Annotated in this window: 21 protein-coding genes and 1 pseudogene; 12 read left to right on the top strand and 10 right to left on the bottom strand. The window is 73.5% G+C overall.

Annotated elements, in window-relative coordinates; translation table 11 throughout:
* Positions 1 to 70 precede the first annotated feature (70 nt).
* A pseudogene (locus ACIQJT_RS03225) lies at positions 71 to 376 on the top strand (GTP-binding protein); the annotation flags it as partial.
* 15 nt (positions 377 to 391) lie between these two features.
* On the opposite strand, the gene ACIQJT_RS03220 reads toward ACIQJT_RS03225, so the two are convergent.
* The gene (locus tag ACIQJT_RS03220; RefSeq protein ID WP_365459305.1) at positions 392 to 1585 is read right to left on the bottom strand and encodes a cytochrome P450; all 1194 of its coding nucleotides are present in this window, start codon (positions 1583 to 1585) and stop codon (positions 392 to 394) included.
* A 151-nt stretch (positions 1586 to 1736) separates the two neighbouring features.
* On the opposite strand from ACIQJT_RS03220, the gene ACIQJT_RS03215 reads away from it, so the two are divergent.
* The 3 genes from ACIQJT_RS03215 (at position 1737) to ACIQJT_RS03205 (ending at position 4818) form a co-directional block, all read left to right on the top strand.
* Positions 1737 to 2399: a DUF4230 domain-containing protein gene (locus ACIQJT_RS03215; protein WP_402639412.1), complete on the top strand. Its 663-nt coding sequence runs from the start codon at positions 1737 to 1739 to the stop codon at positions 2397 to 2399.
* Positions 2400 to 2914: 515 nt separating this feature from the next.
* Entirely contained in the window at positions 2915 to 3469 is a 555-nt protein-coding gene (locus tag ACIQJT_RS03210) for a VanZ family protein (RefSeq protein ID WP_365459311.1), read from the top strand.
* Positions 3470 to 3582: 113 nt separating this feature from the next.
* The gene (locus ACIQJT_RS03205; protein WP_365459314.1) at positions 3583 to 4818 is read left to right on the top strand and encodes an RICIN domain-containing protein; all 1236 of its coding nucleotides are present in this window, start codon (positions 3583 to 3585) and stop codon (positions 4816 to 4818) included.
* A 9-nt stretch (positions 4819 to 4827) separates the two neighbouring features.
* Here the strand turns inward: ACIQJT_RS03205 and ACIQJT_RS03200 are convergent, their stop codons facing one another.
* Genes ACIQJT_RS03200 through ACIQJT_RS03190 form a run of 3 tightly spaced genes read right to left on the bottom strand, consistent with a single transcriptional unit; the run spans position 4828 to position 6930 of the window.
* Complete coding sequence (locus ACIQJT_RS03200) at positions 4828 to 5064, bottom strand: hypothetical protein (RefSeq protein ID WP_053852781.1); 237 nt, start codon at positions 5062 to 5064, stop codon at positions 4828 to 4830.
* A gap of 43 nt (positions 5065 to 5107) precedes the next feature.
* Entirely contained in the window at positions 5108 to 6124 is a 1017-nt protein-coding gene (locus tag ACIQJT_RS03195; protein WP_402639409.1) for a DNA topoisomerase IB, read from the bottom strand.
* Positions 6121 to 6930 (bottom strand): SDR family oxidoreductase, encoded by an 810-nt coding sequence (locus ACIQJT_RS03190; protein ID WP_402639407.1) that lies wholly within the window; start codon positions 6928 to 6930, stop codon positions 6121 to 6123. Before ACIQJT_RS03190 ends, ACIQJT_RS03195 begins: the two co-directional genes overlap by 4 nt.
* Positions 6931 to 7097: 167 nt before the next feature.
* Between ACIQJT_RS03190 and ACIQJT_RS03185 the strand changes: the two genes are divergently transcribed.
* From ACIQJT_RS03185 to ACIQJT_RS03170, 4 genes are all read left to right on the top strand, one after another.
* Positions 7098 to 8135, top strand: coding sequence for a PHP domain-containing protein (locus ACIQJT_RS03185; RefSeq protein WP_402639405.1), 1038 nt, complete (start codon positions 7098 to 7100; stop codon positions 8133 to 8135).
* A gap of 38 nt (positions 8136 to 8173) precedes the next feature.
* Positions 8174 to 8830, top strand: coding sequence for an HAD family hydrolase (locus ACIQJT_RS03180; RefSeq protein WP_402639403.1), 657 nt, complete (start codon positions 8174 to 8176; stop codon positions 8828 to 8830).
* A gap of 29 nt (positions 8831 to 8859) precedes the next feature.
* Complete coding sequence (locus tag ACIQJT_RS03175; protein WP_402639401.1) at positions 8860 to 10029, top strand: aromatic acid exporter family protein; 1170 nt, start codon at positions 8860 to 8862, stop codon at positions 10027 to 10029.
* 296 nt (positions 10030 to 10325) lie between these two features.
* Positions 10326 to 11285 carry an SDR family NAD(P)-dependent oxidoreductase gene (locus tag ACIQJT_RS03170; RefSeq protein ID WP_402639399.1) on the top strand — a complete coding sequence of 320 codons (960 nt, stop codon included), beginning with the start codon at positions 10326 to 10328 and terminating at the stop codon, positions 11283 to 11285.
* Between the two features lie 105 nt (positions 11286 to 11390).
* Here ACIQJT_RS03170 and ACIQJT_RS03165 read toward each other — a convergent pair whose 3' ends face one another.
* Positions 11391 to 12047, bottom strand: coding sequence for a M15 family metallopeptidase (locus ACIQJT_RS03165; RefSeq protein WP_402639397.1), 657 nt, complete (start codon positions 12045 to 12047; stop codon positions 11391 to 11393).
* A 105-nt stretch (positions 12048 to 12152) separates the two neighbouring features.
* On the opposite strand from ACIQJT_RS03165, the gene ACIQJT_RS03160 reads away from it, so the two are divergent.
* Positions 12153 to 13181 (top strand): SDR family oxidoreductase, encoded by a 1029-nt coding sequence (locus tag ACIQJT_RS03160; protein ID WP_365459338.1) that lies wholly within the window; start codon positions 12153 to 12155, stop codon positions 13179 to 13181.
* A gap of 18 nt (positions 13182 to 13199) precedes the next feature.
* On the opposite strand, the gene ACIQJT_RS03155 is transcribed toward ACIQJT_RS03160, so the two are convergent.
* The 4 genes from ACIQJT_RS03155 to ACIQJT_RS03140 all read right to left on the bottom strand — a co-directional run bounded on the left by ACIQJT_RS03155 (position 13200) and on the right by ACIQJT_RS03140 (position 17164).
* Entirely contained in the window at positions 13200 to 13442 is a 243-nt protein-coding gene (locus ACIQJT_RS03155; protein WP_365459341.1) for a hypothetical protein, read from the bottom strand.
* 61 nt (positions 13443 to 13503) lie between these two features.
* Complete coding sequence (locus ACIQJT_RS03150) at positions 13504 to 14784, bottom strand: ROK family protein (RefSeq protein WP_365459344.1); 1281 nt, start codon at positions 14782 to 14784, stop codon at positions 13504 to 13506.
* Between the two features lie 6 nt (positions 14785 to 14790).
* Complete coding sequence (locus tag ACIQJT_RS03145; protein WP_402639394.1) at positions 14791 to 15783, bottom strand: phosphotransferase family protein; 993 nt, start codon at positions 15781 to 15783, stop codon at positions 14791 to 14793.
* A gap of 373 nt (positions 15784 to 16156) precedes the next feature.
* On the bottom strand, positions 16157 to 17164 hold the full coding sequence (locus ACIQJT_RS03140) for a zinc-binding alcohol dehydrogenase family protein (protein WP_402639392.1): 1008 nt from the start codon (positions 17162 to 17164) through the stop codon (positions 16157 to 16159).
* A 139-nt stretch (positions 17165 to 17303) separates the two neighbouring features.
* Between ACIQJT_RS03140 and ACIQJT_RS03135 the strand changes: the two genes are divergently transcribed.
* Positions 17304 to 17891, top strand: coding sequence for an ABATE domain-containing protein (locus ACIQJT_RS03135; RefSeq protein ID WP_365459353.1), 588 nt, complete (start codon positions 17304 to 17306; stop codon positions 17889 to 17891).
* Here the strand turns inward: ACIQJT_RS03135 and ACIQJT_RS03130 are convergent.
* The gene (locus ACIQJT_RS03130; protein ID WP_402639390.1) at positions 17855 to 19165 is read right to left on the bottom strand and encodes an erythromycin esterase family protein; all 1311 of its coding nucleotides are present in this window, start codon (positions 19163 to 19165) and stop codon (positions 17855 to 17857) included. The two genes, ACIQJT_RS03135 and ACIQJT_RS03130, sit on opposite strands and share 37 nt — an antisense overlap.
* Before the next feature lie 224 nt (positions 19166 to 19389).
* On the opposite strand from ACIQJT_RS03130, the gene ACIQJT_RS03125 reads away from it, so the two are divergent.
* Entirely contained in the window at positions 19390 to 20667 is a 1278-nt protein-coding gene (locus tag ACIQJT_RS03125; protein WP_365459359.1) for an aromatic acid exporter family protein, read from the top strand.
* A 36-nt stretch (positions 20668 to 20703) separates the two neighbouring features.
* Positions 20704 to 21729 carry a hypothetical protein gene (locus tag ACIQJT_RS03120; RefSeq protein WP_402639388.1) on the top strand — a complete coding sequence of 342 codons (1026 nt, stop codon included), beginning with the start codon at positions 20704 to 20706 and terminating at the stop codon, positions 21727 to 21729.
* Positions 21730 to 21770: the final 41 nt, after the last annotated feature.

The following is a 21770-nucleotide window of genomic DNA, read 5'->3' as shown; positions in this document are numbered from 1 at the left end:
GCCGGGCTCATGCTACTGGCCCGCCCGTCGGCCGGCCGGGCGCCGAGAACCGGTTGCGGTGCCCCGGCCGGCTGGCGCCTTCCGTGACCTCACGCCGGTCGTGCTGCGGCGGGCCCTGGAGCGGGCGGGGACCCGGCTGTTCGAGCCTTGTCACGCGTTCGAGGCCGAGGTGCCGTCGGCCGCGCCGGCCTCGGTCCCCGGCCGGCTCGCCCTGGCCGGGGCCGAGTTCACGGGCACGACGGGCGGCACCGCGGCCTGGGTGATCACCGGTGAGCTCCCGGCCCGGCGGGTGCGGGAGATCGAGCTGCGGCTGCCCGGGCTCACCCACGGTGAGGGGGTGTGGTGGTCAAGGCCCTCGGGCGACCGCGAGGTCAAGCCGCACCGGACGTGCTCACCAGGACACCGGCAGCCGCCGCGGCCCCCGGGTCATCTGCCCCTCCCGCCACGCGATCGTCTCCGGGGTGAACTCGGCCCGCAGGCCGGGGAACCGGACCGCCAGCCGGTGCAGGGCCAGCCCCAGCTCCAGACGGGCCAGCCACGCGCCCAGGCAGTGGTGGGGACCCGCGCCGAAGACCACGCTCGGGGTGGTCAGCGGGGCGAACAGATCGGTCTCCTCCGGACGCGGGAAGACGTCCGGGTCCCGGTTGGCCGCGTTGGTCTGGACGGCCACCACGGCCCCCGCCGGGATCGTCACCCCGCCGACCTCGGCGTCCGCGACGGCCCGGCGGATCAGCCCGGGCAGCACCCTGCCCTCGCTCAGCGGGATCGTGCGCAGCAACTGTTCGACGGCGGTCTCGGCCGCCTCCTGGCTCTCGGCGAGGCCCGGCCAGGCCTGCCGCCCGTCGGTGAGGAGGTGGACGACGATGTTGCCGAGGGCGGTCATGGTCGTCTCGTGTCCGGCGACGACCAGTCCCAGGACCAGGACGACCAGGCGCGGCTCCTCGATGCCGAGCCCGTCGCCCGCGGCGACCAGGGCGCTCACCAGGTCGTCGCCCGGCTGCTCGCGCCGCTCGGCGACCAGTTCCGCGCAGAAGCGCCCGAACGCCGCCATCGCCGCGCCGACCTCCTCGGCGGTGTGCGCGCCGCCGGACAGGGCGTGGTCGGCCCAGTCGCGGATGCGCTCCCAGTCGGCGTGCTCGAGTCCCATCAGCCGGGAGATCACCGAGACCGGCAGCTTGCGGGTGAACCCCTCGACGATGTCGGCGGGCTGCGGCTGCCGGGCCAGGTCGTCGAGGAGGGACTCCACCACGGAGGCGGTCCAGGGCCGCCAGCGGGCGATCGCGCGCGGGGTGAAGGCCCGCTGCACGGTGCCGCGCAGCAACTGGTGCGAGGGGCCGTCCTGGTTGAGGAGGCCGTCCGGGGAGTCCAGCAGGTTCGGCACGAGGAGCAGCGGCGGGGCGTCCTCGGCGTGCAGCGACCGACGGTCGAAGCGGGGGTCCATGAGGACCTGGCGCACGTCGGCGTAGCGGGTGACGAGCCACACCGGGGTGCCGGTGGCCAGGGCGGTGAGCCGGGGCGGGCCGTTCTCCGGCAGGGGGACGCGGTGCATGGGGCGAAGGGTCCGGGACGTGCTGTCCGTGCTCATCCGGGTCTCCAGACACGCCGGCGGGCAGAGGTCTCCACGCTAGTGCGCCGCTCATGCCCCCGTCTGTGTCGCAATTGGCCAACAAGACGAAGCGGCCTGGCTTTTGGGGGTCATCCGTGGGCATCCGTGCAGTAGGAAGGAGGGCCGTCGCATGACGACTCCCATCAGGCGCGTGTCCAGGCGCATGCCGGGCTGGGCGAAGGTGCTGACCGCCGTCGTGGTGGTGCTCGTGGTGTTCTTCGCCGGTATCCGGTTCAGTGTGCTCCCCGGCCTCAAGGACCTGTTCGGCACGGAGACCCGCGACCGCTCGGGTCCCGCACTCCTGGAGTCCATCCAGGACATCAGCCGTTACGACGCCGCCTCCGGCAATTTCCAGGTCGTCGTGGACCTGGAGAAGGACACGAAGTTCCTGCCCGACGCGATCCGCGGCTCCCGCACCCTGTACGTCGGGGCGGGTGCCGTCGACGCCTACGTGGACCTCGGCAAGGTCGCCAAGGACGACGTGACGGTCAACGAGGACCGCACGGCCGCCACCCTGCACCTCCCGCACGCCCGGCTCGGCAAGGCCACGCTGGACGCCGACCGCTCCTACGCGGTCTCCAAGCAGCGCGGTCTGCTCGACCGGCTCGGCGACTTCTTCTCCGACAACCCCAACAGCGAGCAGGCGGTGCAGAAGCTCGCGGTGAAGCACATCACCGAGGCGGCGAAGGAGAGCGAGCTGACCAAGCGGGCCGAGACCAACACCACCCACATGCTCAAGGGCCTGCTGGGGTCCCTCGGCTTCAAGAAGGTCGAGGTCACCTACGGCACCTGATCAGCCGCCGAGCGCACGGGCGGTGATGTCCGGCCGCATCGGCGTGGCACGCGAACCACCTTTTCGGGCAGGTGACGGCGAGGTGGGAGAGGACCCCGGCCGACGCGGTCGAGCAGGACGCCGGCCGGGGTCCGGTGGACGGAGGTGAGGGACCCCGCCTCGGCCCTGACGCCGCCCCGGTGCACGCGGGTGGCGACCCGCAGAGCTCGCCGCCGCGCACAGCACGGTGTCCGGCCCCCGCGCCCTGCTCGGTGACGGACTTGCCGAGGCGGAGGACGAACGCGGCGAGGACCACGGCGTCCGGCCGCCCGTGTGCGTGCAGTTCCCGGCCGATCGCGTGCGTGCCCGGTTCCCCGGTGCGCACACGCGCCGCCTCCCCGCGCCGTCGCCCGGGAAGCGCCCGTCGCGCGCAAGCGGAGGGGAAACCGGAGTCCGGTCGGGGCGCGGCGGCATCCTCGGAACGTTCAGGGGTAATCGCCTTACGACACAGGGAAGTTGATGAGCGGAGGAATGTAATGGCCTGGGCGCCCTCACGTTCGCGAGCGGGGTCGGACACCGGCACTCCCAAGACCGAGCGCGCGGCGAAACCCACCCGTCCCCGGCGGGACCCGCTCTCGCTCGTCGTCCGTTTCGTGGCGATGGTGTTCGCCTTCGCGTTCATGGTGGCGTTCGCCGTCGTGCTGGCCCGGCTGACGCTCGAACCCTCGCCCGCGTCGGTCGATCTCACCCACACCAACCTGCATCCCGGCGCATCCCTGAAGGCATATCTGGACCAGCCCGAGATGCGGGACGCGGTCAAGCAGATCGGCGGGAACATCCTGCTGGGTGTGCCGTTCGGCATCCTGGTCCCGATCATCGCCCCGAAGACGCGCGGAATGCTGCGGATCGTGCTGTTGACGGCCGTCGTGATGCTGCTGGTGGAGTTCGCGCAGGGCGCGCTGGTGGAGGGCCGGGCCTTCGACATCGACGACGTCATCCTCAACACCTCCGGCGCCCTGATCGGTTATCTGCTGCTGGGGCGGCGGCTGAGCCGGGCGGTGCACAAGCCGGCGAAGGAGAAGAAGGCGTAGGCGGTCCGGCGGTCCGCTCGACTTCTGGTCTGTACCAAAGTATTGACGACCCCTTAACTCACTCCTTAAATCAAGAGGCGACACCTTCACCCCCCACTCCCGAAGGATGAGCCGTGGCCGCCTCACGCCTGCTGCGCGGATGTCTCCTCACCGCGCTGTCCGCCGTACTGATCGCCTCCGGTACCGCCCAGGCGGACCCGCCCGCCGCCCCCACCGCTGCCGCCGCCGCGGCGGCGGTGACGTTCTCCGACACCTTCGACGGACCCGCGGGAGCCGCGGTCGACTCCTCGAAGTGGCAGATCGAGACCGGCGACAACGTCAACAACCACGAGCGGCAGTACTACACGTCGGGCAACAAGAACGCCGCCCTCGACGGCCAGGGCCACCTGGTCATCACCGCGCGGAAGGAGAACCCGGCCAACTACCAGTGCTGGTACGGCACCTGCCAGTACACCTCGGCCCGGCTCAACACCTCCGGGAAGTTCACCGCCCAGTACGGGCACGTCGAGGCACGGATGAAGATCCCGCGCGGACAGGGCATGTGGCCCGCGTTCTGGATGCTCGGCACCCCGGTCAACTGGCCCGACTCGGGCGAGATCGACATCATGGAGAACGTCGGCTTCGAGCCCTCGACCGTGCACGGCACCATCCACGGCCCCGGCTACTCCGGCTCGGGCGGCATAGGCGCCGGCTACACCCTGCCGAACGGGCAGGCCTTCGCGGACGCCTTCCACACCTTCGCCGTCGACTGGGCGCCCGACTCCATCACCTGGTCCGTGGACGGCACCGTCTACCAGCGGCGCACCCCCGCCGACCTGGGCGGCCGCACCTGGGTGTTCAACAAGCCGTTCTTCCTGATCCTCAACCTCGCGGTCGGCGGCTACTGGCCCGGCGACCCGGACGGCTCCACGGCCTTCCCGCAGCAGCTCGTCGTGGACCACGTGTCGGTCACCACCGGCGACACGGCCACCGGCTCGGCGATCCGTGGCCTGGCCGGCAAGTGCGTGGACGTGGCCGGGGCGAATCCGGCGAACGGGACCGCCGTCCAGCTCTACGACTGCAACGGAACCGCCGCCCAGCAGTGGACCGTCGGCTCCGACGGCACGATCCGCGCGCTCGGCAAGTGCCTGGACGCGACGGGCGGCGGCACCGCGGACGGCACGCCGGCACAGCTCTACGACTGCAACGGCACCGGGGCCCAGCGGTGGACCGTCACGGGCGCCCGCGACATCGTCAACCAGCAGGCGAACAAGTGCCTCGACGTGACCGGCAACAACTCCGCCAACGGCACCCGGCTCCAGCTGTGGACCTGCACGGGCGCCGCCAACCAGAAGTGGACGGTCGGCTGAGCCGGCCGGTCAGTGCCGGGTCCAGGTGAACTTGTCGCCGCCCACCCAGCGCACCACGTCCGGATCGTCCAGGTCGTGGACGGTGATGCCGAAGGCGGCGGCCGCCTCCAACACGTCGGTCACGGTCCTCGCCTCGCCGACCACCTCCCCGTCGATCTCGACGATGCGGAACGGCGGCGTGGTCGGCTGGACCCCGAGCACCATGATCCGCGGCTTGCCGATGTGCGGGCTCGCGATTTCGGTCATGGAACGAGCGTAGAACGCATCCCGCGGGAGGGAGAGGCGGACGTCATCCGCCCAGCAGGTCGAGGACAGCCGCCTCCACCGCCCCCTGGGTGGCGGGCCGTCCGAAGTCCCCGTGCTCGCCCAGTCGGGTGAGTGCGGGGGCGACCGTCCTCCCCTGCTCGAACAGCTCGAAGACCCGCGGGTCGATGTACGAGGCCCGGCACACCGCCGGCGTGTTGCCCAGGTAGTGGCTGACCTCGCGCACGGTCCGGGCCATCTGCCGGCGCCGGGCCGTCTCGGTGGCCCGGCCGTCCTCGGCGGTGACGGCGAGGGCGACGGCGGCCAGGACCGTGGCGTGCCAGGTGCGGAAGTCCTTGGCGGTGACGTCGGTGCCGGACAGCCTCCGCAGCGCCTCGTTCAGGTCGGCGCCGTGCAGGTCGTGCCAGGCACCGCCCTCCCAGAACGCCAGCAGCCGGTCCCCGCCCCGCCTGCGGCGCTTGAGCGCGCGTACGACGGCCAGGGCGTCCTCGTCCACGAGGGCGCGGACCAGATCGATGCCGCCCTTGGCCGGATAGGCGAAGGTGAGCTCCTCACGACCGCAGGTGACGTGCTCGCGGAGCATGGTCGTCAGGCCGTAGGTCTCCATCCGGGCGGTGTGCCGGTCGCTGCCGATCCGGAAGAAGCCGAGGTCGAGCAGGCGCACCGCGCAGGCCGTGACCCGGGTGCGGCTCAGACCCCGGCCCGCGAGGTCCTCGGCGACCCGCTCGCGCAGCGCGGGCAGCGCCCGGGCCACCTCGCGCACGTGCTCGTGCTTGGCCTGGTCCTGCTGCTCACGGAACCGCTCGTGGTACAGGTACTGGCGGCGCCCGGCGTCGTCGGTGCCCACGGCCTGGAGGTGGCCGTTGGGCCAGGGGCAGATCCACACCTCGCGCCAGGCGGGCGGGATGGTCAGCGCGCGGATGCGGGCGAGCGCGTCCGGGTCGGTGACCGGCCGGCCCTCCGCGTCGCGGTAGCGGAAGCCCCGGCCACAACGGACGCGGGTGAAGCCGGGGCGGTCGCAGGAACTGGTCCGCAGTCTCAAGGGCGCCTCCACTCGTCGTTCTCCAGGTGCGAGCCGGCCTGCGGCCCCATCCTGAGCATGCCGCCGTCGACGCTCCAGGACGCGCCGGTGACGTACGTGGCCTCGGGCCCGGCCAGGAAGGCGATCACCGCGGCGACCTCGCGGGCGTCACCCGGGCGGCCCAGCGGGACACCGGGGCGCTCCTCGGTGCGGACGTCGGTGTCCTCCTGGCCCGTCATCGGCGTGGCGATCTCACCGGGCGCGACCGCGTTGACGGTGATGCCGTGCTCGGCGAGTTCCAGGGCCATGACCTGGGTGAGCAGTCCCAGGCCGCCCTTGGCCGCGCAGTAGGGGGCCGCGCCGACCCGGGGCTGGTGCTCGTGCACGGAGGTCACGTTGACGATCCGGCCGCCGTCGCCCTGCCGGATCATGTGCCGGGCGGCCCGCTGCCCGCAAAGGAAGGGTCCGACCAGATCGACGTCGAGGACCTCGCGGAACGTGTCGAGCCCGATGTCCAGGAACGGCGTCATGGTGCCGGTGCCCGCGTTGTTGACCAGGACGTCCAGCCGCCCGAGCCGGTCGCACAGCTCGTCGACGGTGCCGGCGGCGCCGGGCAGCCGGGTCAGGTCCATCTGCGCCACGGCCGCGCGCCGTCCCAGGGCGCGGACCTCCTCGGCGGTCTCCTCCGCGCCCTCACGGTCGGTGTGCCAGGTGATGCCGATGTCCATCCCCGCCCGGGCCAGGCGGACGGCGGTGGCCCGGCCGATGCCGGAGTCGGCGCCGGTGATCACGGCCACCTTGCTGCGCGGTTCGGTGGGGGCGGACATGTCGGCCTCCTCGTGGGGCGGGGTGTCGTCGGGGGACGACCAGGCAACTGCCGGACACCCGGAGGTGATCCGGTGAGGCATCGCAGTACCCGGCGCCGTACCGCACAAACCGCCCGCCCGTCGTGCGGCCCCCGGGCCCCTGGGGAACTCTGGAGGTGGAGGTGGCCATGGAACCCGTCGAGGCCCTGGAACGGATCGCCTTCCTGCTGGAGCGGTCCCTGGCGCCCACGTACCGCGTCCGTGCCTTCCGTACGGCGGCCCGGGTGCTGGACGAGCTGTCCGCGGACGAGGTGCGCCAGCGCGCGCAGGCCGGTTCGCTGGAGTCGCTCAAGGGCGTCGGCCCGAAGACGGCCCAGGTGGTGCGCGAGGCTCTGGCCGGAGGCGTGCCCGGCTACCTGGAGAAACTGGAGGCGGAGTCCACCGCGCCCCGGGCGCGGGGCGGCGAGAGGCTGCGGGCGCTGCTGCGCGGTGACTGCCATCTGCACTCCGACTGGTCGGACGGCGGCAGCCCGATCGAGGAGATGGGCCGCACCGCCGCGGAGCTGGGCCACGAGTGGGCGGTGCTGACCGACCACTCGCCACGGCTGACCGTGGCCCGCGGGCTGTCCCCGGAGCGGCTGCGGGAGCAGTTGGACGTGGTGGCCGCCCTGAACGAGACCTGGGCGCCGTTCCGGCTGCTCACCGGTATCGAGTGCGACATCCTCGACGACGGCTCGCTGGACCAGGAGCCCGAACTCCTGGAACGCCTGGACGTCGTGGTCGTGTCCGTGCACTCCAAGCTGCGCATGGACGCCCGCTCGATGACCCGGCGCATGGTGGCCGCCGTACGCAATCCGCACGCGAACGTCCTCGGGCACTGCACGGGACGGCTGGTGACCGGGCGGGGCCGGCCCGAGTCGGAGTTCGACGCGGACGAGGTGTTCGCCGCCTGCGCCGAGTCGGGCACGGCGGTGGAGATCAACAGCCGCCCGGAGCGCCTCGACCCGCCGCGCCGGCTGCTGCGCAGGGCGGTCGGGGCGGGCGTGCTGTTCTCGGTCGACACCGACGCGCACGCGCCCGGCCAGCTCGACTGGCAGATCCTCGGCTGCGAGCGGGCGGAGGAGTGCGGGGTGCCCGCCGAGCGGATCGTGACCACCTGGAGCCTCGGCGACCTGCTGGCCTGGTCCCGGGAGGGCCGGGTGCCGGCCCGAGTGGCGGGCGCCTGACGTGGTACCCGTGCGCCCCCACGGAAAAGGAGCGGTACATGGAACGGGCGGCAGTGTTCGACGTCGACGGCACCCTGGTCGACACCAACCACCTGCATGTGACGACCTGGTGGGAGGCGCTGCGGCAGGCGGGTCACCAGGTGCCGATGCACGCCGTCCACCGGGCCATCGGGCTCGGCTCCGACGACCTCGTCGCCCACCTCCTCGGCGAGGACCGCGACAAGGACCGGGACGACGAGCTCAGCGCCGCCCACAAGGCCCTGTACGGGCAGTACTTCGACCGGCTGCCCGCCCTCCGGGACGCGGGCCGGCTGCTGCGGCGCCTCGACCACGACGGCTGGCGGGTGGTCCTCGCCACCTCGGCGGGCGGGGCGGAACTGTCCGCGCTGCGCCGGGCGATCTCCGCCGACGACGCCATCATGGCCACCGCCAGTGCCGACGACGTCGAGGAGGGCAAGCCCGCCCCGGAGCCGGTCGAGCACGCCCTTGAGCTGGCCGGGGTCCCCGCCGAGCGCGCGGTCTTCGTCGGCGACACCGTCTGGGACATGCAGGCCAGCACCCGGGCGGGGGTGCGCTGCGTCGGCGTCCTGTGCGGCGGCATCCCCCGCGCCGACCTGGAGGAGGCGGGCGCGCAGGCGATCTACGACGACCCGGCCCATCTCCTGGCGTCCCTGGCGGACAGTCCGCTGGCATGACGTGCCCGACGGCACGGAACCCACAGCTCATGACTGGTGTGACAGAAGCCCTCCGCCGACAGCCCCGTCCGACGCACGCCCTGCGGCAGGAGGCCGGTGCCGTGGGCCGGGCGGCCCGTGCCGCCTGCCGTGGGCCGGGGCGGGAGCGCGACCTGCTCGTGCAGTCGCTCAAGGCCTCGGCCGCCGCGATCCTCGCCTGGCTGGTGGCGGGTGTGTGGATGGGCGACCCGATGGCCCTGATGGCGCCCTGGGTGGCGGTGGTGCTGGTGCAGGCCACGGTGTACAGCTCGCTGATGCAGGCCGTACGGCAGCTCGCGGCGATCTGCTGCGGGACCGTGCTGGCGTCGGTGGCCCTGGCGGTCACCGGGAGCACACTGGGCGCGGTGGCCCTGTCCGTGCCGCTGCTGGTGCTCCTCGCGAACTGGCCGCGCTTCGGCGACCAGGGGATCTACGGCGCCACCACCGCGCTGTTCACCCTCTCCACCAGCGCCGCCGGGGCCTCGGCCGTCGGCCACCGGGTGGGACAGGCCGCGCTCGGGGCGGTCATCGGTCTCGCCGTCAACGCGTTCGTGTTCCCGCCGATCCATCTGCGGGACGTACGGGAGAACCTCGCGGCGCTGGCCCGGGAGGCGGGCGACACCCTGCACACCGTGGCCGGTGACCTGCGCGAGGGTGCCTGGGACACCCAGGGCTGGTCGCACGCCTCGTCCCGGCTGGAGCGCCGGTTGGAGGCGCTGCGGTCCGCGCGTGCCTGGAGCCGGGAGAGCCTGCGGCTGACCGCCACCCCGCTGCGTGCGGTACGGCGGCCTCCCGCGCCGCTGCCGTCGGAGCAGGAGGACGAACGCTGGAGCCGGGTCACCGGGCACGTCCGCGCGCTCACCCGGACGCTTGCCGTGGCCGCCGACGAGGACCGCGCCCCCGTGCCGCCCGCCGGACCGGCCCTGGATGCCTACGCCGATCTGCTCCAGCTCATCGGCGACGCGTGCCGCGCGGAGGGCGACCGGCTGCTGGCGACCGACGGTGAGGCGCGGCCGGACGAGCACGCCGAGGCGGCGATGCGGGAACTTCGGGGTCAGCTCCAGGAGGGGCTGCGGCAGCACGCCGGGCAGGGGGCCGAGGGCGCGGCGGTGCTGGGGACCCTGCTGTTGCAGGCGGAGAACCTGTGGAGCGAGACCGTTCCGACCGGTCGGCACGGGTGACGCAGCTCACCCGGAAGTACGCCGTACGGTGGAACACCGAAGGGTCGTTGCCCGTTGAACAGACCGTGGGTACGGATGGGACAGTGTCCCCGGGCCTCACCTTTCGCCCACAGGGACGATCGTTCGGCTGAAGCCCTGTGGAGCCTTTCGCCGAGAGGCGACCGCCATCCGTGCCCACCACCTGACCGCCCCGACCGTGATTCCCCCGTCCGGTCGGGGCTTCCTCATGTCCGGGACCGGCGCGCCGGGCGGGCCGGCTTGACTTCGAGAGCACTCCAATTCGTAGCGTTCCCGGCATGAGCACTGCACAGCACAAGATCGGTTCGGGGTTCGGCGCCCACAGCACGGCCGACGACGTCCTCGCGGGTGTCGACCTGTCCGGCAAGCTCGCGATCGTCACGGGCGGCTACTCGGGGCTCGGTCTGGAGACCACCCGTGCGCTCACCAGGGCCGGCGCCCGGGTCGTCGTCCCGGCCCGGCGTCCCGACACCGCCTGGAAGGCCCTCGCCGGCCTCGGCGGTGTCGAACTGGACGAACTCGACCTCGGGGACCTGGACAGCGTCCGCGGCTTCGCCGAGCGGTTCCTCGACTCGGGCCGCACGGTCGACTTCGTCATCGACAGCGCCGGGATCATGGCCTGCCCGGAGACCCGGGTCGGGCCGGGCTGGGAGGCGCAGTTCGCCACCAACCACCTCGGGCACTTCGCCCTGGTCAACCGGCTGTGGCCGGCCATCGAGCCGGGCGGCGCCCGGGTGGTGTCGGTGTCCTCGCGCGCCCACCACTTCTCCGGCATGCGCTGGGACGACGTCCACTGGCGGACGGGCTACGACAAGTGGCAGGCGTACGGCCAGGGCAAGACGGCGAACGTCCTGTTCGCCGTCCACCTCGACAAGCTCGGCGCCGACCGCGGGGTGCGGGCCTTCGCGCTCCACCCGGGCGGCATCCTCACCCCGTTGCAGCGCCACCTCCCCAAGGCGGAGATGGTGGAGCGCGGCTGGATCGACGAGCAGGGCAACGCCCTGAACCCCTCGGGATTCAAGAGCCCCGAGCAGGGCGCGGCCACGCAGGTGTGGGCGGCGACCTCGCCCCAGCTCGCGGGGATGGGCGGCGTCTACCTGGAGGACTGCGACATCGCCGAGCCCGCCGTCGAGGGCGACCAGAGCAGCGGCGTGCGGGCGTGGGCGACCGACCCGGAGCAGGCCGCCCGGCTGTGGAGCCTGTCGGCGGAGCTCACGGGCGTGAACGCGTTCGCCTGAGCCGGGGCCCGCGGGCGGTCGGCGGGTGACTCGGCGACCGGCCGCCTCCTTCCGCCCGTACGGGTTGACAGAGACCGGCCGCCTCCTTCGGCCCGTACGGGTCGCTCAGAGACCGGCCGCCTCCTTCGGCCCGTACAGCGCGGCGGGCGCTCCGGTCACCAGCGCCCAGTAGCGGTCGCCGTAGGACCAATGCCACCACTCGGTCGGGTAGTTGACCAGGCCCGCCGCGCTGAGCGCCCGGCCCAGCACGGCCCGGTTGGCCCTCGCCTCCTCGGTGATGTTCCCGGCGCCGGTGTAGCAGGCGCCGTCGCTCTCCTCGGGGTTGGCGTTCATCGCGGTGCCCAGGTCCAGTTCGCGGCCGTCGGCGTCGGCCAGGGTGAGGTCGACGGCCGCGCCGGCGCTGTGCGGGGCAATCTCGGGCGGGGAGACGTAGCGGCTGGCGGCGGTGCGGATCCGGGCGGCGTCCCAGTCGGGGTGGGCGACGCGCAGTTCCTCGGCGTACTCCTCGAAGTAGCGGCGCTGGAGGGCGGGCGGCCGGTACCCCTCCACGAAGAGCAGGCGCAGTCCGCCGGGCAGCAGGGCCTGCGCCCGCAGCAGCCGGTCGAGGACACCCCGGCGCAGGAAGACCTCGGCGCCCAGGGAGTCCTCCTGCTTGCGGTCGTCGACCAGGAGACGGCCGCGGACGTCCACGAGGGGCTCGCCGCTCTCCTCGACGGGGACGGCGGCGACCCGGGCGTCGGACATCAGGATGATCTCGCTCATGGGGTGATCATCCCGCGGCCGCGGACCGTCGTGTGCGTCGCGTGCATCGCCGGAGGCCGGGTACTCGGGCGGCCCCCCGCCCCAGCGGCCCGAAGGAGCCTGAAGGTGAGCACTTCAACCGGCAGCAGGATCGTGGTCACGGGCGCCACCGGCAACGTGGGAACCAGTGTGGTGCGCCTTCTCTCGGAGGATCCGGAGGTCGGCTCCGTACGGGGCCTGGCCCGGCGGATCCCGGACTGGTCGCCCGCGAGGACGGAGTGGTCCGCGGTCGACCTGTCCTCGGAACGGACGGATCTGGTCGAGGAGTTCGCGGGCGCCGACGCGGTGATCCACCTCGCGTGGGCGTTCCAGCCGACGCACGACCCCGCGGTGACCTGGCGCACCAACGTCCTCGGCTCGATCCGGGTGTTCGAGGCGGTGGCGGCGGCGAAGGTGCCGACGCTGGTGCACGCCTCGTCGGTGGGCGCCTACTCCCCGGGCCCCAAGGAGCACGCGGTGGACGAGTCGTGGCCGACGCACGGCTGGCCGGACGCCGCGTACTGCCGGGAGAAGGCGTATCTGGAGCGCGCCCTGGACACCTTCGAGCGCGACCACCCCGCCGTCCGGGTCGTCCGGATGCGCCCGGCGTTCCTCTTCAAGCGGGAGTCGGCGAGCGAGCAGCGCCGCATCTTCGGCGGCCGGTTCCTGCCGGGCCAGCTCGCCCGGCCCGACCTGCTGCCCTTCCTGCCCGACATCCCCGGGCTGCGGGTGCAGGCACTGCACACCGACGACGCCGCCAAGGCCTACGCGCTGGCGGTGCACTCGGACGTGCGGGGCGCCTTCAACCTGGCCGGCGAGCCGCCGGTCGACGCCGAGCTGCTGGGCGAGATGCTCGGCACCCGCCGCGTGCGGCTGCCGCGCAGCGCGGCCCGCTCGGCGATCGCGGCCGCGTGGGGCCTGCACCTGCTGCCCGCGTCCCCGCATCTGTTCGACGCGGTGCTGCGGCTGCCCCTGATGGACTGCACGCGGGCGCGTACGGAACTGGGCTGGTACCCGGAACACACCGCGACCGAGGTCCTGGAGGAGTTCCTGCACGGGATGCAGCAGGGCGCGGGGGCGCGGACGGAGCCGATGAAGGGCCGCAAGGTGGGCTGACCCGGCGGGCCGCCCGGGTCAGCCGGAGGACTCCTCGGCCCCCGGGTGCTCGGGGTGCACGGTGTCCGACCGCGCCGACCCCTGCCGTCCGGTTCCCGCCTCGTCGGTGTCGGGGACGTCCTCCGGCTCGTCGGTGCCGGGTTCCCCGTCCGGGACGCCGGCGACCTCCCAGGGGTCCTCGCCCTCACCGGCCTGCTGGTCCGGCAGATCCCGCGGGACGGGGTCGCCGTTCTCGCCCGGGCCTTCGTTGCGGTGGTCCACGGTGTTCTCCCTTCGTGTGCACGGCGGGAGCGCGAGTACCTCCGCGCCGGTCGGCGAAACGTCAGTGCGGGGCGCGCTCCTCCAGGGCGGTCCGCCAGGCCGGTGCCGGTCCCTCGGGTGCGGGCTCGGGGCGCCGGCCGCCGCGGGCGAAGAAGTCGGCCAGCGGGAGGATGGCGGCGCCGACGGTGACCGCGTCGGGCCCGAGGCGGCCGAGGTCGACGGTGACCTTCTCGGCCGGGTACCGCAGCGCGTACGCCGTCGCATGGCGCCGTACGGCCGGCAGGAACCGCTCGCCGAGCTGGAGCCCGGCCCAGCCGCCGACGATGATCCGCTCGGGCTGGAAGAGGTTGATCAGGTCGGACAGCCCGGCGCCCAGGTACTCGGCGGTCTCCTCCAGGACGGCGAGCGCCACGGGATCGCCCGGGGTGCCCTCGGCCGGGTGGGCGGCGGCGAGCATCTCGGTGAGCGCGCTCTCCTCGTCGGCGCCCTCGGAGGGCCGGCCGCCCGCCTCCCGCCAGCGCTCCAGCAGCGACTCGGCGCCCGCGTACGCCTCCAGGCAGCCGAGGGCACCGCAGCGGCAGCGGCGCCCCCTGACCCGTACGGTGAGGTGCCCCCATTCGACCCCCCGGCCGTGCTCCACCTCGGGTGTCACCAGACAGGCGCCGACGCCGGAGCCGAAGAGGACGACGACGGCGCTGCGGGCACCGCGTCCGCCGCCGAACCACATCTCGGCCTGGCCGAGGGTCTTGGCGCCGTTGTCGATGAAGTACCGGACGCCGGCGGGGAGCGGGGAGCCGGTGCGCAGCAGGGCCTCCAGCGGGACGGCGTCCCAGCCGATGGTCTGCCCGTGCACGACGGCCCCCCGCTCGGGGGTGTGCGCGACGATGCCGGGCACGCCGATACCGACGCCGAGCAGCGCCTCGGGCTCGACCGCGGCGGCGGAGAGCACCTCGGTGATGCCGTCGCGGATGTGCCCGACGATGGCCTCGACGTCGTAGCCCGGCTGGGTCAACGGCCGTTCGGCGCGGACGAGTTCGGTGAGGGTGAGGTCGAACAGCTCGACGCGCACCCGGGTCTCGCCGACGTCGACGCCGATCATGTGGCCGCTACCGGGCGCCACCCGCAGCAGGGTGCGAGGGCGTCCGCCGTCGGAGTCGACGCTCCCGGCCTCTTCCAGCAGGCCGTCGGCCACGAGGTCGGCGACGACGTTGCTGACCGAGCCGGAGCTGAGGCCGGTGACGGGGCCGAGCTCGAAGCGGCTGAGGGGTCCGTCGAAGTAGAGGCGCTGCAACACGGCCGTGCGGTTGGCGCGTCTGAGGTCGCGTACGGTGCGTTTGTTCAAGGCTGTTCAGGCTCCCGTGACCCTGGCGAGGGCCTCGATCTCGTCCAGTGCGGCGACGAGTTCCGGGGCGACCGCCGACTGGACCCGGCGTTCCTTCTCGTCGTCGACCGCCCGGGGGACGGTCTCCGTCAGCATGATCAGGTAGAGGTAGGCGCGGTAGAGGGCCAGGCGCACCCGGGCCGGGACGTCGGACCCGGCCCGGCCACCCGCCTCCCGGTAGCCCGCGAGGAAGGCCTCGTCCTTCTTGATGTCCCCGAGCAGTGCCAGGGAGACGAAGTCGGCGAGGGGGTCGCCCCAGAACATCCGCTCCCCGTCGATGAGCCCGCCGACGCGCGGCTCCCCGCCGGCCGGGCGGTCGACCAGGATGTTCCCGTCCCACAGGTCGAAGTGGACCAGTGCGGGGACCGTGACCTCGTCGAGTGCGGGAAACCCGGCCCGCAGCGTGCTCTCGGTCTGTTCGACGGAGCGGGGCAGCCGTGCCCCGTAGTCCCGGGCGTCGGCCAGAACGGCCTCGATCATGGTGGTGAACGCGGTCCGCCAGTCGGGGGCGAGCGGGCCGAGTGCGCGGGAGGGGTAGCCGAAGCCCGGCCCGGTCACCGTGTGCAGCCGGGCCACCTGCCGGCCCAGTTCCCTGCGCAGCGGGGCCCGTTCGGCCTCGGTGACCGAGCTGTCCCAGGGGTCTCCGGGACAGGCGGTCATCAGCAGGTGCGGTACGCCGGTGCGGGCACCGACGGCCACCACGTGCGGCGCCGCGACCTCGACCGTGGCGGCCGCGCGGTAGAACTCCGCCTCGGAGACGAGGAGTTCACGCTCGTGGCGCAGGCCGGGGACGGTGGACGCGGGCGGGACCTTGAGGACGTACCGGGTGCCGTCGGTGAGGAGGAGCTCCTCGACGGTGTTGTACGTGCCGCCGCTCAGGGGGCGGACGCGTGCGAGCCGGCCGGGGTCGAGGCCCGCGTCCTCCAGCACCTGCCGAGCCCACTCCCAGGAGTCCACCAACGTCCCGCCCCTTCTGTCACCCCGTGGCGTACACGTCCTCGATGCAGCGCCCGTCCCGCCCCAGCCCGTACAACCACCGCTCGGCGGCCGTCTCGTCGGCGTCGGGCGTGTGTTCCCGCAACAGGGTACGGAACGCACGCCGGGAGCCGTCGTGATCCGTTCCCGTACACACGTACACACGGGCAACAGCCCGCAGAAGTTCCCGGACCTCGGGCGAGCGGTGCTCCGGCCGGTGGATGTGCGAGCAGCCGAACCGCGCTGCGGCGCCGACCAGTTGACGGCGGAATTTCAGCGCGATGCGTCACGCCCGGGGCAACGGTCCGGTGAGCCGGACACGGCCGCGACACGGTTCAACGAGGAGGACGCCCGCATCTCATGTGCCGGACCCGGACCCCACCGACAGCACGATCTTGCCGCGGTTGTCACGCCGTTCCAGCCGCTCGTGGGCGGCCCGCGCCTCCTCCAGGGGTACGACGGTCTCGATCGGCACGCGGTACACGCCGGCGGCGACCCGCTCGGCCAGTTCCCGCAGGTCGGGACGCGGATCGTAGCCGTGGATCTGGAGGTTGGTGAGCTGGAAGCCGAGGATCGAGGCGTTCTTGGGATAGAAGTCGCGGGTGTCGACGGTGCTCGGTTCCAGGGCCACGTTGGCGAGGGCGACGACTCGGCCGCCGTGCCCCACCTCGCGCAGACTGCGCCCGAAGGCGGCCCCTCCGACCGTGTCCAGGACGACGTCGGCGCCCCGTCCGCCGGTCAGCCTCAGCACCTCCTCGACCTCGGCGTCGTCGGGGTGGGCGGAGGTGTCGAGGGTGACGTCGGCGCCGAACTCCCCCGCCCAGGCGGCCTTCTCGGCCGAACCGGCCAGGGCGATGACCGTCGCCCCCGCCTCGGCGGCGATCTGCACGGCCGCCGTGCCCACCCCGCTCGCCGCGGCCTTCACCACGACGGTGTCGTCCTTGGTGACGCGGGCGAGGTGGCGCAGGCAGTACCAGGCGCTGAGCCAGGCGATCGGCAGGGCGGCGGCCTGGGTGAGGTCCACGCCGTCGGGGAGCGCGACCACGTTGGCGGCGGGCACCGTGGCCGACTCCGCGTAGAAACCGGACGACTTGCCGCCGTCCAGCGCCATGACCCGCTGCCCCGGCGCGACGCCGGTCACCCCCTCCCCCACCTCGACGACGACCCCGGCCGCCTCGGCGCCCGGGATCAGCGGCGGGCGTCCGGCGCGGTGGTAGAGGCCCGCGCGGAGCAGGGCGTCGGCCCGGTTCACCCCGGCCGCGCCGATCCGCACCAGCACCTCCCCCGGCCCCGGTACCGGGTCGGGGACGTCGACCGGCACCAGTACCTCCGGTCCGCCGAAGCTGTCGATCCGCACCGCACGCATACCGCACCTGCTCCCTGCCCGGTCACCCGAGCCGCTGACACCGGTTGAAGTGGTGTCACCCTCCGACACTGCCTCAACCGGTGTCAAGTGCTCGTGCGACACCGACCGACACCGCCTGAACCGGTGTACTCTCGACGGCATGACCGGCAGCCCCACCCCCGCCGACCCGGCCCTCACGTTCCCGTTCCTCGGCGGCCGCCCCTGTCTGGACTTCGCCGCCACCCTCGGCAAACGGCACGCCACCCCGCTGGAGCGACTCCCCGACACGGACGCGCTCGCACGCTGGTTCACGGAGGCCGAGCTGGCCACCGGCGAGGAGCCGGTGCGGGTCACCGCGAGGGACCTGACGCAGGCCCGTCTCCTGCGCGAGTCCGTGTACGCCCTGGTCCGCGCGGCGATGGCCGGGCGGGAAGCGGACCCCTCCGACGTGGAGCGGGTCAACGCGGCCGCCGCCCAGCCGGACCTCGCCCCCCAGCTCGGCCCGGCCCGCTGGACGGCCCGCAGTCCGGCCCGCGCGGCCCTGTCGACGGTGGCGCGGGACGCCGTACTGCTGGTGCGCGGCCCGCTCCTGGAGCGGGTCAAGGAGTGCGAGAACCCGGGCTGTTCGCTGCTGTTCCTGGACGACTCGCAGGCCCGTCGCCGCCGTTGGTGCTCGATGGACCGCTGCGGGAACCTCGCGAAGATCGCCGGTTACCGGTCCCGCAGCCGGGCCGCCGTCACCCGGTGAAGGTGGATCAGGACGTCGTGGGTGCGGGCCAGGGCGACCTCGTGCGGACCGTCGGGGTAGGCAGTGCCGATGCGGTAGGTCGGGCGGGCCCCGTGCAGCCAGGCGCGGGCCGGTGAGGCGACCGTCCGCAGGTCGAGCGCGTAGTCGCGGTACCGGACCCGGTCCAGGGTCCGCTCGTTGCTGCCCGCGGCGGCCGGGCCCACGGTCCAGCGCCGTACGGCGGCGCCGTCCTGACCGGTGGCGACGAACGAGCCCCGGCCGAAGGTCAGGCCGACGTTCACGTACGCCGAACCGAGGCTGTCCCGCAGGAACGCGCCCTGCGACTGCGGAGAGGCGGGGTCGTAGCTCTCGTAGCCGACATGGGCGTCGTGCGCTGACAGAAGGATCTTGGTGCCGGTGTGCCGCTGCCACCAGACCACGTTGGCGGCCATCGCCTCGTCGCGGTAGCGCATGGCCGCGGCGACCTGTCCGGGGTCCTCGAAGTCGAAGGCGTACTGACGGGCGGTCCGGTCGATCGCCGTCGCGTCCTGGACGGTCCGGGCATCTGCTCCGGCCCGCCTCACCAGTTCCAGCGCCTCGCCGCTGCGCTCGGCCAGCTCCCTGCGTTCGGCGTACGGCATGGCGAGGTGGCGCTCGATGGAGGCCCCGGCCTGCTCGGTGGGCCGCAGCCGGCCGTACAGCCCGGCCAGGCGCTCGCCCGCGGTGGGGTCGAGGGCGGTCACCCGGGCCACGACCGCGTCGTACGTCTCGGGGCCGGTCCACGCGGTGTCGTCGCCGACGAAGCGGACGGGGTCGCCCGGGTTGCGGACGTTGCGGGCCCGCATCCACTCGACCAGCCGCAGGTAGTCGGTGTTGTTCCACCACAGGTAGTCCCGCTGGAACTCCTCGCGCATGATGCGCTGGGGGTCGCCCGTGCCGTGCACCACGTAGTCGTCGAGCCGCAGCCCGGTGCTCCAGGGGGCCTCCAGGGCGAAGGTGCGGAAGCCCTTCTCCTCGACCAGGTACCGGAAGAGGCGGTCCTTGAGGGCGAAGAAGTCGTGGGAGCCGTGTGTGGCCTCGCCGACGCCGACGACTCCGGCGCCGCCGACCATCCGCCCGAGGGGGCGCAGATCCCGGGTGCGGCCGCCGGGTTCGACGGTACGCAGGGGGTGGGCGGTCCGGTCGAGGGCCTCGACGACGGTGGGGGTATGCGCCCGGGGCGCGCCCGTGGCCGGCACCGCCGTGCCGAAAGTGACGAGCAGGGTCAGGATGGTCGAGATCCGGGTCCGGTTCATCGCTCCACGCTGTCGCTCGGTACCGCCCGCGGGCCATCCGGCGGGCCCCCGTCGGCGGCGGGGGTTCTCCCCAGGAATCGTCCGAGGTGGCCCGGGGTGTCCGCCGTCACTGCCCCGGGTCCTTGCCGTGGGGCCGCCGCGTCCCAGAATGGGGCACGTCGGCGGATCTTCACATTCCGCCAGGACTGCACCGGTCGCTTATGTGGAAGGGGAACACACTGAGGATGCGAGATGTACGTGAGTGGACGGCGTCGCCGGTGCGGTTTCTGAAACGGCGCCGGGACCCCGTGGTCGTGCAGACGCTGCGGTCGGCGGCCGCGGCGACGATCGCGTACGTCATCGCGCTGCGGCTCAGCCCCGAGGCGGCCCCGCTCACCGCTCCCCTGACCGCCCTGCTCGTCGTCCAGGTGACCCTCTACTCCACGCTCACCACCGGCGTCCGCCGGGTGAACTCGGTGGTGACCGGCGTCCTCGTCGCCATCGCCTTCAGTCTCCTGGTGGGTCTGACCTGGTGGAGCCTCGGCCTGCTGATCGTGGCCTCGCTGGTGGTCGGACGGCTGGTGCGGGTCGAGGAGTTCGTGCCCGAGGTGGCGATCAGCGCGATGCTGGTGCTCGGGGTGACGACGGTCGGGGACACCGCCTGGGCACGCGTGGTGGAGACGCTGATCGGCGCGGTCGTCGGCCTCGCCTGCAATCTGCTGCTCGCTCCCCCGGTGTGGGTGGACGAGGCCGGCGAGTCGATCGAGGGGCTGGCCCGCCGGGTGCGGAAGCTGATGCTGCGGATGGGTGAGGAGGCCGCGGGCCGCACCCCCGTGGACGTGGCGACGGCCCGGCTGTACGAGGCCCGCGAACTCGACCACGCCATCGTCGAGGTGGACGCGGCCCTCAGGCAGGCCGAGGACAGCCTCAAGCTGAACCCCAGGGTGAAGGAGGGCCTGCTGCACCGGGTGGTGCTGCGCACCGGCCTGGACACCCTGGAGATCTGCACGGTCGTGCTGCGGGTCCTCGCGCGCACCCTCACCGACCTCGCCAAGGAACGCGACCCCTTCGCCGACGAGCCGTACCCGAGCGACGAGGAGCCGGTGCCCGACCCGCTGTTCGGTCCGGAGACCGGGCGGACCGTGGAGCGGTTGCTGTCCGAGATCGGTGACGCCGTGGTCAGCTTCGCGGTGCTGGTCACCACCCACGTCAGCGTGAGCGCCGAGTCCGCGGAGGCCCGGCTCACCGCCGAGCTGCGGCAGGCCTCGGCGACCCGCGACAAGCTGGCCCAGCTGCTGCTGGAGGAGATCCAGCGGGACTCCCGCCAGTGGCAGCTGCACGGGGCGGTGCTCACCGAGGTCAACCGCATCCTCGACGAGCTGGACACCGAGCACCGCTCCCGCCGTCTGCTGGAGGAGCTGGACCGCGCGTCCCGCGATCAGCGCGAGCGGATGCCGCACCTGACCCGCATGCGGGAACGCTGGCGCCGGAACCGCGCGGCACTCTCCCGTCGTTCCAGGTGACACAGGAACAACGGGACCAACCCAGGGGGCGGAGCGATGACCGGCACGAACGTGCGGATCGACGGGAACACACTGCGGCTGCCGGGCGGTGCGGCGGTGCGGTTCGTCCGCACCCTGCGGCTGCCCGAGACGGGCACGCATCCGCTGCCTCCCGGGCTCGGCGAGTTCCCGGTGCGCCGCGTCTCCGACTACCCGGACACCGTGCCGGAGCAGTGGCGGGCCCGGGGCGGGGTGATGCTGCCGGTGTACCTGCGGGAGGCGATGTGGCTGAGCTTCGGGGGCACCACCGAACCCGCCGCCCTCCAGGTCGGGGTGGGCAAGGTGTGCGCGGTCTCCGGCAAGCCGTGGAGCGACCGGCTCACCCGTGACCCGCAGAACTACGTGGTTCTGCCCCGTCAGCCGTGGCTGGACGGCATCAACTCCGGCGAGGGGACGGTCCGCCAGTTCGTCGCGGTGCCCCTCGGGCTGGGTGCCACCGTCGAGGGGCAGGTCACCGGCGAGGAGGTCTGGGGCGGCGTACAGCTCCAGACCTTCCCGCTGGTGGAGGAGCGGCTGGCGCAGTGGCGCCAGGCGCAGGAACGACTGCGCTCGGCGAGCGGGCCGGGCATGGCCTACGGGGCGGCCGTGCCCATGGCGGCGATGGCCGCGCCGCCCGCGCCGGCGGCGGCGCCCCGCGGCGCGCCCGTGATGGGACTGGGCGTCGGCGGTTCCATGCGCCAGGAGGTCTACCGGGACGAGCGGCCGCTGTCGGACTGGGCGGACACCCCGGGCGGGCGGGTCTTCGTGCACCTGGTGACACCGCCCGAGTGGCGCCGCATCACCGGCGAGGCTCCCCCGCCGTCGCCCGTGGACCGCGCGGCCTACACCAGGGCGGGCCTGCCCTGGTTCGACTACTACGACCAGGACGCGGAGGATCTCGCCCCGACGGACACGCTGGAGGGCGTGAAACCGGTGGGCGACTGGCTCGGCGACGACCACGAGCCCTGGCAGCCGCCCGCGCCGGGCCAGGTCAAGCCGCTGGGGGACGCGCCGGGCAAGCCGGTCGAGGACGGCGACTGGTAGCGGACGGCCGGCGGCTCGGGTTGCACCGGCCCGCCGGTCCG

The organism is Streptomyces sp. NPDC091972 (assembly GCF_044756385.1).
In the GTDB taxonomy this organism is placed as follows: Bacteria; Actinomycetota; Actinomycetes; order Streptomycetales; family Streptomycetaceae; genus Streptomyces.
This window is presented reverse-complemented; position numbering and strand designations above follow the sequence as displayed.